This is a genomic window from Duganella zoogloeoides (genome assembly GCF_034479515.1).
GTDB classification, from domain to species: Bacteria; Pseudomonadota; Gammaproteobacteria; order Burkholderiales; family Burkholderiaceae_D; genus Rugamonas; species Rugamonas zoogloeoides.
Genome location: NZ_CP140152.1, coordinates 3436639 through 3450044 on the forward strand (window position 1 = coordinate 3436639; position 13406 = coordinate 3450044).

Sequence of the window (13406 nt, forward strand, 5' to 3'; positions counted from 1 at the left end):
GAACAAGAAACCGGACCCTGGCGTCCGGTTTTTTTTCGCCTGCCTCAGCGCGTGATGTTACCGAATCTACCAGGAATGAGCACCATCACGCCAACTTCTGGCATTACCTCTCCAGCAAATCCCTCAATCCACTGGCCCGCTGCGTGCGCTGCGCTATCGCTTCGAGCAAGACTTGCCCGTTCGGCGTCAGCAACGTGAAGAACTCCCGGGCGCGGGTAATGCCGGTATAAATGAGCTCGCGCGCCAGCACCCCGCCGCCATCTTTCGGCAGCACCAGCACTGTGTGCCGGAACTCCGAGCCTTGCGACTTATGCACGGTCATGGCAAATGCCGTATCGACGTTGCGCAGCCGCGTGGCCAGCACGCTGCGCACGGTATCTCCTTCCGAGAAATACACGCGCAGCGCGCCGGGCCGGGCCGGGTCGGGCAAGGTCAAGCCGATGTCGCCGTTGAACACGCCGGTGCCGTAGTCGTTGCGGGTGACCATGACCGGCCGTCCGACGTACCATTCGCCGGTACGGCGCAACAGTCCGGCCGCCTGCAAGCGCTTTTCGATGGCCTCGTTCAAGCCGGAGACACCCCACTCGCCGTCGCGCACGGCGCACAGGATGCGGAAGGTCTCGAACGATTTCAGCACCGCTTGCACCCATGCGAGGTGGTCGCCGGGGTCGTTGCCGGCAGGGCCCTGCTCGACCAGCCGCAGGTAATCGCGGTAGCCGCCAGGGGCGCCGTCGCGGCCGGCCAGTGACAGTTGCAGCAGGTCGCCCGGCAGCGCCGGATCGGTCCAGGCCACTTTTTTCTCTTCGCCCGCGCGCAGGATGCGCACCGCACCGGCCGCATCGCCGCCGTTGACGGCCAGCGCCAGCGCGCCGATCGGACCGCCGAAGCGGCGGCTTTCGCGCAGCATCACGGTTTGCTGGGCAATCGGACCGGCACGCCCCGCGTATTGCTCGGGCAACTGCTGGCCGGTACTCGCTTGCACATACGACAAGGTTTCCGCATCGTAGCCGCCGGCCTCGGCGTGATGGCACAGATCTCCCAGCACGGCGCCCGCCTCCACCGACGCCAGCTGATCCTTGTCGCCAAGCAGGATCAGGGTGGCGGTGGACGGCAGCGCCGCCAGCAGCGCTGCCATCATTTCGAGGTGAATCATCGACGCTTCATCGACGATCAGCACATCGACGTCAAGCTGGTTGCCGGCATGGTGGCGGAAGGCGCGCGTATCGGGCCGGGCGCCGAGCAGGCTGTGCAAGGTGCGCGCGGCGCCCAGTTCGCGCTGCGGCATCACCGCCCGCACGCGATGGTCCAGGCCGGCCAGCGCCACGTCGATCGACTGTTTCAGGCGCGCCGCCGCCTTGCCGGTGGGCGCGGCCAGCGCTACCCGCAAGCTCGACTCCTGGCCGCCGCTGGTGGCAAACAGCAGCGCCAGCAAGCGCGCCACCGCATACGTCTTGCCGGTGCCAGGTCCGCCGGTGATGATGCCAAGCTTGCCGCGCATGGCCACCGCGCAGGCGGTCTTTTGCCAGTCCACGCCGTCCGCGTGGGCGCCCGGTGCGAACAGGATGTCGAGCCAGTGGCGCACGGCCCCGGTCTGGTCGTCGGCGTCGCTGGCGACCAGGCCGCCCAGCGCCCGGGCGCGCACCGCGTGCGCCACCTGGGTTTCATCGCGCCAGTAGCGGCGCAGGTACAGGCGTTCGCCGTCGAGCACCAGCGGTTGCTGGAAATCGAGGTCGCCCACCGGCCATACCTGCTCGCACCTGGCCAGCAGCGTACGCCAGGCGGCGACATTTTTCGGCCACGGCCCGGCAGCGGCCACTGCCGCGCGCAGCGCCGCCCACTCTTCGGCGTCCAGCCCCAGCAGCGGCGCCGGGTCGCCAGCGAGTTCGGCCAGCATCAGGCAGCTGTGGCCGCGCCCTTCCAATTCGGACAACAGCACGCAGGCGATCATCAGTGGCGGCGAGCCGCCGCCGATCGAGGCGATAAAGCGGGCAAAAGCTCCGCTCAGGCGCCGCAGCCGGCCGTTTTCGGTCAGCGCATCGACTTGGGCCAGCAGTGGTGCGGATAATTCAGGCGTCATGGTGGTCATTCGTGTCAACTAGTGCGGCTGGTTGCGCCAGCGCCGCTGCGGGTTCAGGGCGCGCGTGGCGGTTGCTGCCGGCTGGCGCCCGGACTTCTGCCGGCAATGGCATGCATCGCTCAGGCGTCATGGTGGCTCCCGGCGTCGAACAATGCGTCCAGTTGCCGTAGCAGTTCCGGGTCGGGCGCGATCCAGTAGCAGCCGCGCGTGGTTGGGTTGGCGATTCCGCGCAGGAACAGGAAGACTGCGCCGCCCAGGTGTTCGGCCGGGTCGTAGTCCTCGCCCAGGCGGCTTTGCAGCAGCCGGTGCAGCGCCAGCATGTAGATGGCGCCCTGGATGTCGTAGCGGTGTTCGGCCATGGCCGCCATCAGCGCCGGCTTCTGGTAGGCGGCGTCGCCGGCGCCCAGCGCATTCGATTTGTAATCGAGCACCCAGTAGCGGCCTTCATGTTCGAACACCAGGTCGGCGAAGCCCTTGAGCATGCCGTGCAGTTGGCGCTCGGGCAGGGACGGACGCGCCATGCCGTCGAGCAGCCGCGCCACGCACAGGCGGTCGAGCGCACCGGTGGACAGCCGCTCGCTGGGGAACCAGAACTCCATTTCGGCCAGCGGCGTGTCGATGCCTGACAGCGGCGTTTCAAGATATGGCAGCGGCGTACGGGCGATTTCGCGCACCCACGCCAGCGTGTCATCAAGGCGGTTGCCCCAGCCGGCGCGCTCCACCCGGCGCGTGAGGCGCGCATCGAAGTGCTCGTCATCGACCGTATAAAACCCTTCCTGCCCCAGCCACTCGAGCTGCTCGTGCAGGAAGTTGCCGGGGACGGAACCACGCGGGAAGCGGTGCCACGGCGCGTCTTCGACCTTCATGGCCGGCACGGTGGCCGGCAGGTCGGCATCTTCGAGCACTTTTTCCTGGGCCGCGTCGCGTGGCACCGGCAACGCAGTCACTGGATCGCCGCCGATGGTGGCGGTGGGACCAGTGCGCCGCGCGAGCGAGCTGAAACTGCCCACCGACCAGTCGCGCTCAAAGCGGCCCGTGTAATGGGGGGCGTCGACCAGCTGCGGGCGGTCGTCCACCCGGTGCAGCATGGTGGGCGGCATGCCATCGCCCTTCAGATCTGCGATGCTGATCGCCGGGCAGTCCTTGCAGGTGTCGTTCCAGCGCCCGATCATCGCATCGGTTGGCAATGGCGCGCCGCCAGTGAGCAGGTAGCCGAGCGCCGAGTCGTGCAGGCCGTTGGCGCCACCCTTGCGCGCGCCCAGCGCGGCCACGCCCAGCCACAGGAAGTGGCGCGCGCGGGTGAGCGCGACGTACAGCAGGCGCAGGTCTTCCTGCAACCGGGCGTTTTCCACCAGCGCCAGCGCGGTGTCGGTGAGCGCCATGTCGATGCGGCGCGTGCCGTCATCGTCGCTGAATTCGAAGAAGCTGCGGTTGCGCCGGTCCACCTTGCGCGCCGTGACGGCGAACGGCAGGTACACCAGCGGGTATTCGAGGCCCTTCGATTTGTGGACCGTGACCACCTTCACCAGTTCGGCGTCGCTCTCCAGGCGCAGCACCCGCTCGTCGCCCTCCCCGCCAGCGCCACCCTCGATCTGTTCCGCCAGCCAGCGGATCAGCGCCTGTTCGCCATCGAGCTGGCGGCTGGCCGATTGCAGCAGTTCGGCCAGGTGCAGCAAATTGGTCAGGCGCCGCTCGCCGCCCGGCTGCAGCAGCAAGGCGGCCGGCAGTTGCAGCTCGTGGATGAAGCGGCGCAGCATGGCCAGCACGCCCTGGCGCTGCCAGACGATGTGCAGACCCTTGAGCTGCTCCACCCGCGCTTCCCACGCCAGTTCGTCGGACGACAGCGCGGCCAGTTCCGCCAGCGGCAGGCCGGCGGTGCGGGTGGCGTATGCGGCGCGGGCCAGGCCGCCGTCGAGCGGATTGGCGACTGCCGACAGCCAGCGCAGCACGTCGCCCGCCTCCTCGCTGTTGGTGACCGAGTCCTTGTCGGACAGGTACACGCTGGCCACCTTGCGCCGCTGCAGCGCGCGGCGGATGGCAGCGGCTTCGTTGCGGTCGCGTACCAGCACGGCGATGTCGGCGGGTTTCAGGCGCTGCAAGCCGTCCGGGCCGGCAAAGCCGGCCTTGGCGTCGTTGAGTCGGGCGACGATGTCTTCGGCGCAGTGATTGGCGAAGAACTCGCGGTATTGGTCGCTTTTCAGTTCCAGCCCGGTGCAGGCCACCACCAGCGCCGGTGCATCGCCAGCGCCGCCCACCAGCCGGTCGGCGCGTCCTTGCGCCGCCACCGCCTCGAACGGCAGCGGATTTTTGCGGGTGCCGGGATCGCGGAAGCGGAACGCGCCGCGCCCGAAACCGCCCGCACCGGATGCGCCTTCGGCATTGAGGAACAAGTGGTTGACGGCAGCGACCACCGGGCCGGTCGAGCGGTAGTTGGTGCCCAGCTGATAATGGCGCCCCTCGGTGGCGGTGCGCGCCGACAGGTAGCTGTGGATGTCGGCGCCGCGGAAGCCGTAAATCGACTGCTTGGGGTCGCCGATCAGGAACAGGCCCGTGTTACGGTCGTTGTCCGCCACCCGGTACAGCAGGTTGAAAATCTGGTACTGGTTGGGCGCCGTATCCTGGAACTCGTCCACCAGCGCCACCGGGTACTGCTCGACGATGCGCTGGCGCAGCGCTGCCGCATTCTCGCCCTGCAGCGCCGCGTTCAGGCGGTCGAGCATGTCGGCAAAGCCGAACTGGCGGTTGCGCTTTTTCAGTTCCGCCATGCGCAGCGACACCGATCCCGCCGCGTGGCGATACAGCGCATGCGCGAGCGGCTCGAACTCGTCGAGCGCTTGTTTCAGTTCGGCGATGGCGTCGAAGTCGTCGGGCACCACCGCGTGGCTGTCCTTGGAAAACGCATCGGCGATGCCGTCCGGCGTGAGCCGGTTCCAGGCGGTGGCGGTAAGGTCCGGCATGACAGCGGCCGGATCCTGGGCCCAGGACCGCAGCGCTTCGAACCATGCCGCCACCGACGCGGCGCGCATCTTGACGCCATTGAAAAACTTGGGCGTGGCGGCGGTAAGCTGGGCGATCCACTGCTCCATGCGGTTGGCGCGGTCCACCCAGCCGGTTTTCAGAACAGCCAGCGCGGCCTGCTGTTGGCGCTGCACGGCGGCGATCAGCGTGCCGAGCGATCGTTGCAGGTCATCGTCGCCGATGATGTCGGCGCGGCGCACCAGGTCGCGAATTGATTTTTTCAGCACCTCGACATCGCCCCAGCAGGCCAGCAGCGCTTCGAGTTCCGGCGCGGCCAGCGGATACACCTGCTGGCGCCAGTAATCGTTGGCGGCATCCTCGAACAGCGCCTGCTCGTCGCTGACCAGTTCCTCGTCGAACAGGCTGCCACTGTCGAACGCGTGCTCGCGCAGCATGCGCTGGCACCAGGCATCGATGGTGAAAATCGCCGCTTCATCCATGGTTTCCGCCGCCAGCATCAGGCGGTGTGCGGCGCGCTGGCGTTCGCCCCGGTCCGGGTACGATTGGAGGATGGCGTCGAGGTAGGCATCCGGTGCGATGGTTTGCGCTTCGTCGCTGTCAACGTGGCGGAAGTACGCGGCCGCTGCCACCAGGCGCTCGCGCACGCGGTTGGACAGCTCGCGCGTGGCGGCGCGGGTAAAGGTCATCACCAGGATGTCGGCCGGCAGCAGCGGGCGGACAAAGCCGTCGTCGCCGCCGTGCCCCAGCACCAGCCGCACGTACAGCGCGGCGATGGTCCAGGTTTTACCGGTACCGGCGCTCGCTTCGATCAGGCGCGAGCCGTGCAGCGGAAAGGTGAGCGGTTTGAGCTCGTTGGCGGTGTTTGGTACGGTGCTCATGCTGCGTCCTCGCCGTCGATCGGCGTCATGGTGATACATTGCTCGAGCCAGCGCGCCAGCGGTCCGTACAGTTCCTGCGACACGCGTTCGAAATCCGGCTGCGCCGATAAGGCGCTGTAATCGGGCCACAGGCGCGCCAGGCACAGGTCCTGGTTTTCGCCCTGCAGTTCGAAGCTGCCGTCGTATGCGGTCCGGGCGTTGGCCTTGTTCTCCCCGCTACCGCCATCGCCACCGTCGCCAACCAGCGCCAGCGCCGTCTTGCAGGCGGTAGGCAACGGACGGTCCATGCCATCGCGCCACCACGCCGCCAGCACGCGCAGCGCCTGCAAGGCTTCGTCGCGGTCCAGCGGCGCCATGGTGACGACCATGTCGCGCGCCACCAGGTAACCGGTCACGGACAGCCCGGCAGCGGCGGCCGCCAGCTGGCGCACCCACATTGCGATCAGCTTGTCGCCACGGGCTTTACCCTGCTTGTCAGCCACGCGCGAGGACAGCTGCATCAGCCACACGGTTTGGGCGCCATCGCTGCGCAGCTGGTCGAGCCAGTCGTCGAGCTGCACCGGACCCAGGTCCAGGCTCAGCGCCAACTTGGCGGCCGGCTTGCTGTAGCGCTGGCGCAGCGTCAGCCACGCATGGCGCACGGGCGCCAGCGAAGTGACAAGCTGGCGCTGGTACTGGCGGCCGATCAGGCCGATGGGCAGCACGCCTTCGCGCGCCAGCTGTTCGGCGCGTTCGGTGAGCTTGTCGTGGATTTCGTCGAGCTGCTCGGTGTCGGCGTCGTTGTCGAGCATGGTGTCTTCAAGCAGGTAGCGCTCGAGCGCATTGAACGAGAACGGTTCCTCGTCGTCGCCCAGCTGCGCCGCCTCGCCGAACACCACGGCCAGGCGTTCGCGGAAGAAGTAGCGCACCGGCTGGAGCAGAAAGCCCGCCAGTGCGCCGAGCTTAAGGCGGTATTTTTCGTCCAGCGCGAACGGTGGCAGCACGTCGGCGGGCGCATCGGCGTCCGCCTCGTCGGCATAGTCAACGTCGTGCGCCGCCCGCCATTCGCGCGCGTACGTGAGCAGGCCGTCGCGCTCGAAATAGCGGCGGCTGAACGGTTGCAGCGCGTGCTCGGTGGTGCGCTCTGCCAATGTCATGTTCCAGCCGGCTTTCAGGTAGTCGCACAGTTGCGAGACCAGCACCGATGGCGGCTGCTCGCTGTTGTCGCGCACATTGCGGCCCACCCAGCTGATATACAGCTTTTCGCGCGCAGCCAGCACGGCTTCGAGCATCAGGTAGCGGTCGTCGTCGCGGCGCGAACGGTCGCCCGGGCGCGCCATGCCGGGCAATGCCAGCAGGTCGAAGTCGGCCTTGGGGGCGCGACGCGGGAAGTCCCCGTCGTTCATGCCCAGCAGGCACACCACGCGGAACGGCACCGCGCGCATCGGCATCAGGGTGCAGAAGGTGACGCCGCCGGAGACGAACTGGTGGTTCAGCGTGGGCTCGTCCATCAGCCCGAGCCACGCTTCGCGCAGCACCGCCAGCGGCACTTCCTCCTGGAACTGCGCGCTGTCGCAGGTTTCCAGCCAGTTGTTGAGCGCATCGTCCAGTTGCGCCAGCGTGAGGCGGTCGCCCTCCTCGCCGGCCTTGAAGAACGCCGCCATGAGCGCGCGCGCCTGCACGCCCCAATCGGCGGGCGTGCGCGCCTGCGCCAGCGCCGCGCGCCAGTGCAGCAATGACTCCACCATTTGCGCCAGCGAACCGGCCAGCGCGGCGTCCAAGCCGCCCACTTCGCCGTATGGTTCGATGCCGGCAAAGCTGGCGGTGGCGCCACCGCCCCCGCCGCCACTGGCGTAACCGAGCAGCATGCGGCGCACGCCGAAAATCCAGGCATTCTGTTCGCCGGCGGAGCCGAGTCCCAGCCCGCTGCGGTGCTCGATATCGAGGCCCCAGCGCACGCCCGAGCCTTCGATCCACTGGCCCAGGGTGGCCAGGTCGTCGTCGCCGAGGCCGAAGCGCGCCGCCAGTGCCGGCACGTCGAGCAGGTCGCGGATTTCGCTCTGGCGGCAGCGCTGCTGCGGCAGCCGCAGCAGCCACTCCAGCGCGACCAGCAGCGGATTGACGCTGCGGTCGTTGACATCGCCGATCTCGAACGGAATGTAGCGCGGGTCGCTGCGGCGGTGCTGGGCGAACACGGCGTGGATGGCGGCGGTAAAGGTGTCGATGTCGGGCACCATCACCACCACGTCGCGCGGGCGCAGTGGCGTGCCGCCGTCCGGCGTCGCCGCAAACATTTGCAGCAGCTGGTCATGCAGCACCTCGACCTCGCGCTGCACGCTGTGGGTGACGTGGAATTCGATCGAGCGGTCCGCCGCACCGGGCGGAACGTGCGGGTGCTCGGACAGCGGCAGCAGGTCGCGCACGGCGGCCTGCACCTGGGCCAGCAGCGTGCCGCCGTCCTCATCGCCGAACAGGTCCACGCGCAGCGGTGTCACCGCGTCGTCATCGCCGGAAGCGGCTGCGGCATGGGCCGCCGCTTCGTCGAATTCGTCGAGCATGCGGATGAAGTCGCGGCCCTGGCGCCCCCAGCTGGCCAGCAGCGGATGGCTGTGGGCGTGCAGCTCTTCGAGCGGCAGCGCGCCCAGGTCCTGGCCGTTGCGCAGCTGCTGACGACGGTACGCGGAGCGCAGCAGGTCGCGGCCCTCGATGATGTCGCCCCAGTAGTAGCGGCACGGGTTGGGCACGGCCAGCACCACCTGGGTGTGGCGCGCCAGCGTGGCCAGCGCTTCGAGCGTCTGGTACGGCAGCGCCGAGACGCCGAAGATGACGATGCGGCGTGGCAGGCGGCCCAGCGGCAGTTCGCCGGCCGCGCTGGCGCGCACGAATTCGGTGTGGACGGTGGCGCGGCCCAATGCGCGTTCGTGCGGTTCGACGTCGTCGATCACCGCGCGCCACAACTGGCCCTGCCAGCGCTGCTCGGGCGGCAATGCGATGATGTCGCCACGGGCGCAGCGCAGCTGGTCGCGGCCGCCGGCCCAGTCGTCGAGCCAGTCGGCGCGGTACACCTGGTACTGGTCGAACAGGTCGGCCAGCCGTTCGGCCAGTTGCAGCCGGCGTTCGGCCTCGCCGTCGGCCAGGAAGTGGCGCAGCGGCGCAAAGACCGGGTCGGCCAGCAGCGTGGGCAACAGGCGCATCAGGCGCCAGGTGAGCGGGCCCTTGTCGAACGCGGAGCGCCGGGGGACGCGGTCGCGCCCCAGCATGCCGCGATAGGTCTCCCACAGGAAGCGCGCCGGCAGCGCCACGCGGGTGGCGGCGCACACGCGCATTTCCTCGGCCAGCGCGATCTTGAGCCACTCGGCCACGCCGTTCGATTGCACCAGGAAGGTTTCCGGCTCCAGGGGCCCCAGCGGATGGTTGTGCAACCACTGGAACACGGCCGCGCGCAGCTGCTCCATCTGGTTGCCGTGCAAAATCAACAGGCCGGGGGTGATGCTGGAATGCATAGGGCTCTCGAGGGCGTGACGAAACGCGTATTTTTAAAAGCCCTATTATCTCCCTAGCCGGGATCGTAGGCCAGCAGTTCCTGTTCCATGTGCGGGCCTAGCACCAGCAACAGCGCGTGCATCTGCGCCACCAGCGCGCCAGCCCTGGCCGTGTCGGCGTCCTGGCGGCCCTGTTCCAGCGCCAGGCACAGGTTACCGAAGCGCATGGCGCCCACCGCGCGGGCCGACGACTTGAGACGGTGGCCCAGTTCCGACAGCCGCGCCAGGTCGGCAGCGGCCAGCGCGGCATCGATTTCCACCATGGTGTCGCGCGCGGAGTCGAGGAACAGCTGGGTGTACTTGCGCATCTTGTCCGGCTTGCCGGCAAAGGTCTGCGCCAGCGCGGCGATGTCGAACAGTTCGCCTTCGGCCGGCGGCGCTGACGGCGGTGATGGCGGCTGCGGTGATTGCTGTGATGGCGGCCGCGGTGATTGCGGCGGTAGCGCTGTCGGCGGTGTTGGCGCGCCTGGCGCAGCGGCCGGCCCGTGCGCCGCCAGGCTGTCCGCAGCAGCGGCCTGCGGCTCAGCCGCCTGCAGCACCACCGCGCCAGCGGCCGTGGGCTGGCCGTCGGCCATGGTGAAGAACGACGGTGGCGGCGGCACCACCGGCCGCAGCGCCGCTTCCGGCGTGGCGGCGCGCTGGTCCAGCCACTTGGCCAGCACCGCAAACAGCAGCCGCGGCGCCACCGGCTTGGTCACGAATTCGTCCATGCCGGCGTCCATGCAGCGCTGCTGGTCGTCGCGGCCGGCGTTGGCGGTCATGGCAATCACCAGGGTGCCGGACAGCCTGGGGTGGGCGCGGATGAGGCGCGTGGCCTCGAAACCGTCCATCACCGGCATCTGCACATCCATCAGCACGCAGTCGAAGCGCTCCTTGAGCAGCAGGTCGATCGCCTCCTTGCCGTTGTTGGCCACGCACACGGTGGCGCCGCCGTCTTCCAACAGTTCCTGCCCCACCTGCTGGCTGAAGATATTGTCTTCCACCAGCAGGATCGAGGCGCCTCGAATGCTCTCGAACAGGCCCGCCTGCTGCGGATCGTACACATTGGCGCCATCGCCGCTATCGCCGCCATCAGCTTCGTCGGACATGGCGCGGGAAGGCCGGTCCAGGCGCGCCGTGAACCAGAACGTGCTGCCTTCGCCGAGCCGGCTCTCCACGCCCACCCGGCCGCCCATCAACTCAGCCAGCTGCTGGCTGATCACCAGTCCAAGGCCGGTGCCGCCGTAGCGGCGCGTCGTGGAAGTGTCCGCCTGGTGGAACGACTGGAACAGCTGCGCCACCTCGTCCTCGCTCATGCCGATGCCCCGGTCCTGCACCTCGAAACGCACCACCATGTGATGGTCGCGCTCTTCGAGCAGGCGCGCGCGCACGTGCACCCTGCCCTGCTCGGAAAACTTGATGGCGTTGCTGGTGAAATTGATCAGCACCTGCTCCAGGCGCAGCGGATCGCCGCGCAACTGGCGCGGCAGGTCGGGATGGATCTCGTACACCAGCTCCAGCCCGCGCGCGGTGGCCACCTCGCCCAGCTGGCTGGTGAGGTTGGTGAGCAGCATGTCGATGGAAAAATCGAGCACCTCGAGGTCCATCTTGCCCGCCTCGATCTTGGAAAAATCGAGGATATCGTTGATGATGCCCAGCAGGTGCTGGCCCGAGTGATAAATCTTTTGCAGGTAGTCGCGCTGTTTGGGGTGGGTGACCGTTTTCAGCGCCAGATGGGCCATGCCGATGATGCTGTTCATCGGTGTGCGGATCTCGTGGCTCATGTTCGACAAAAAATCGCTCTTGGCGCGGTTGGCGGTATCGGCCCGGTCCTTCAACTGATGCAATTCCGTGACATCGGTCGAGACGCCAATCACCGCCGTCACCGAGCGTCCCAGCGTGACCGGCACCCGCACGTTCCAGTGGTACTGCGCCACACCGGCGGGACAGGCGAACTGGGTTTCGCTGGCGCGCTTGACGCCATCGGCAAACACCGGCTGCTCCAGCGCCCACGCGGCATCGGCCTTCTCCTCGGGCATCAGCTCGCGGTCGCGCCGGCCCACGATTTCCGCTGCCGGCAGCCCCAGGTGCTCGGCCATCTTCGGGTTGACATAGATGTAGCGGCGGTTCTGGTCCTTCATGTACACGTGCGCGTCGAGGTTGTTGAGCACTGTATCGAGCAGCACGCGGTGCTTGACCGCACGCCGCCGTGACAGGTACAGCACCGCCAGGTAGCTGTAGAGCAGCAGCGTGCCGGCCCCGCCTACCAGTGCGGATGCGAGCGGGAAGTACACATCGAAGCCGTTGCGCAGCGCCGTCTTGCGCACCTGGAACCGCGCCTTCCACAAGGCGCCGTTGAAATCGACCGGCAGCACCGACTCGAAATAGTCGCCATCCGCCAGCGCCGCAGCGGGCGCCGCACCGTGTTCGCTGAACAGCAGCCGGTCGCGCGGCTCGATCACCAGCCGGCGGCGGTCGGGATCGACGCTGCCATCGGCGTACAGATCGAGGCGCACGTCGCGCACCATGGTTTCATCGAGCACGATCTGCATCAGCTTGGCGACCGAAAAATTCAGGCCCGCCATGCCGCGATAAGCGGCGCGGCGCTGGGCAGCATCATCCTGCGGCATGCCATCCCGGTACACCGGCAGGCCGATACCAAACTCGCCCCCGGCGCCGGCATGGCCGGCAGGATAGGCGCCCTGGTAGGCGACGAAACCGGCGCCAGCCTCGGGTTCCCAGGTCATCGCCACCACGGCGGGAAACTGGCGCGGCAGGTCCAGGCCGGCGACATACTGCTGGAACTGGCGGCGATCGAGCGCGTCGTTGGTCTGCAACAGCGCCGCCAGCCCGCGCGTGACATTGGCGTACGCCTTGATGCGCACGGACATCGCATACTGGGTGCTGCGGGCCAGGTGATCGAAACGCTGGCGGGCATCGGCATCGACAATGCGGTCGCCCACGCAATATGCGGCAACGCCCACGGCCATTGCCAATGCCCAGCCGGCGCCCCACAGCAGCAGGCGCGCGCTGTTGACAGATTTCGTGTTAATACCCGATGTGAGCATGAGATCGCTTCTCGAATGCAAAAAGTTGCAGCGGAAGCATACTATTAATGCCGAAATGTAACCAGTAGAAGAATTGGTGAGAATTGTCATGTAGGATACTCGCTTGATTTAGTCACATTGAGATCGCATGACCGACAATACCTTTGACCCCGCTGCCGCCACCGCGCGCCTGCAGAAAGCCGGCCGCACGGCGCAACTGCTGGTCGCCCTGCCGCCGGACGAGCGTCCCGCCACCGTGGACGACGGCTACCTGGTGCAAACCACCGTGCTGGCGGCGGGCGGCGAACCGGTGATCGGCTGGAAGATCGCTGGCGCCTCGCCGCGCTGCCTGCGCGGTGAACTGCCGGCCGTGCCGCTGATCGGCGCGGTGGTGCCGTCGCGGCTTGTGCACGCCGGCGCCACGCTGGCCATCCACGCCGGCGCGCCGCTGACGCTGGAGGCGGAAGTGGCGGTATCGTTCGCGCGCGGCGTGGTACCGGCCGACGAACCATTCGACCACGCCATGGTGGACCGGGTGTTCGCTGCGATCGAAGTGGTGCGCAGCCGCTTTGTCGACCGCAAGGCCGTGGGCCAGCCCAGCTTTGCTGCCGACAACGTGGGCTTTCACGCGCTGGTATGCGGCGACGCCGTGGACCTGTCGCGCACCGAGCCGTTCCTGGCCCCTGTCGAAATGCGCTTCAACGATGAAGTGATTGCCACGTCGCTGCAAGGCGATGACCGCACCGAGCCCTTCGCGGCAGTGGCCTTCCTGTGGAGCGAGTTCGCCCGCCGTGGCATCACAATTCCGCGCGGCGCGGTCATCACCACCGGGACGCTGACGGCGCCGGTGGACGTGACCGGACCGGGCCTGGTCGAAGCGCGCGTGGGCGGCGTGCGCGTGGCGCTGCATCTGACCCAGCGGTGA

General features: G+C 68.0%; 5 protein-coding genes. 1 reads left to right on the plus strand and 4 read right to left on the minus strand.

Annotation, left to right across the window (positions count from 1 at the left end; translation table 11 throughout):
- Positions 1-103: 103 nt before the first annotated feature.
- The 4 genes from recD to SR858_RS15195 all read right to left on the minus strand — a co-directional run bounded on the left by recD (position 104) and on the right by SR858_RS15195 (position 12502).
- Positions 104-2086 carry an exodeoxyribonuclease V subunit alpha gene (gene recD / locus SR858_RS15180; protein ID WP_019919848.1) on the minus strand — a complete coding sequence of 661 codons (1983 nt, stop codon included), beginning with the start codon at positions 2084-2086 and terminating at the stop codon, positions 104-106.
- A 110-nt stretch (positions 2087-2196) separates the two neighbouring features.
- Positions 2197-5934 carry an exodeoxyribonuclease V subunit beta gene (recB, locus tag SR858_RS15185; RefSeq protein WP_019919849.1) on the minus strand — a complete coding sequence of 1246 codons (3738 nt, stop codon included), beginning with the start codon at positions 5932-5934 and terminating at the stop codon, positions 2197-2199.
- Positions 5931-9416 carry an exodeoxyribonuclease V subunit gamma gene (recC, locus tag SR858_RS15190; RefSeq protein ID WP_019919850.1) on the minus strand — a complete coding sequence of 1162 codons (3486 nt, stop codon included), beginning with the start codon at positions 9414-9416 and terminating at the stop codon, positions 5931-5933. Before recC ends, recB begins: the two co-directional genes overlap by 4 nt.
- A 53-nt stretch (positions 9417-9469) precedes the next feature.
- Positions 9470-12502 (minus strand): hybrid sensor histidine kinase/response regulator, encoded by a 3033-nt coding sequence (locus tag SR858_RS15195; RefSeq protein ID WP_040377274.1) that lies wholly within the window; start codon positions 12500-12502, stop codon positions 9470-9472.
- A 127-nt stretch (positions 12503-12629) separates the two neighbouring features.
- Here SR858_RS15195 and SR858_RS15200 point away from each other — a divergent pair, with 127 nt between their 5' ends.
- Entirely contained in the window at positions 12630-13406 is a 777-nt protein-coding gene (locus tag SR858_RS15200; RefSeq protein WP_019919851.1) for a hypothetical protein, read from the plus strand.

Bases quoted from the DNA above. Each gene is read 5' to 3' on its own strand.
- recD (WP_019919848.1), bottom strand. From the start codon at position 2,086: ATGACCACCATGACGCCTGAATTATCCGCACCACTGCTGGCCCAAGTC.
- recB (WP_019919849.1), bottom strand. From the start codon at position 5,934: ATGAGCACCGTACCAAACACCGCCAACGAGCTCAAACCGCTCACCTTT.
- recC (WP_019919850.1), bottom strand. From the start codon at position 9,416: ATGCATTCCAGCATCACCCCCGGCCTGTTGATTTTGCACGGCAACCAG.
- SR858_RS15195 (WP_040377274.1), bottom strand. From the start codon at position 12,502: ATGCTCACATCGGGTATTAACACGAAATCTGTCAACAGCGCGCGCCTG.
- SR858_RS15200 (WP_019919851.1), top strand. From the start codon at position 12,630: ATGACCGACAATACCTTTGACCCCGCTGCCGCCACCGCGCGCCTGCAG.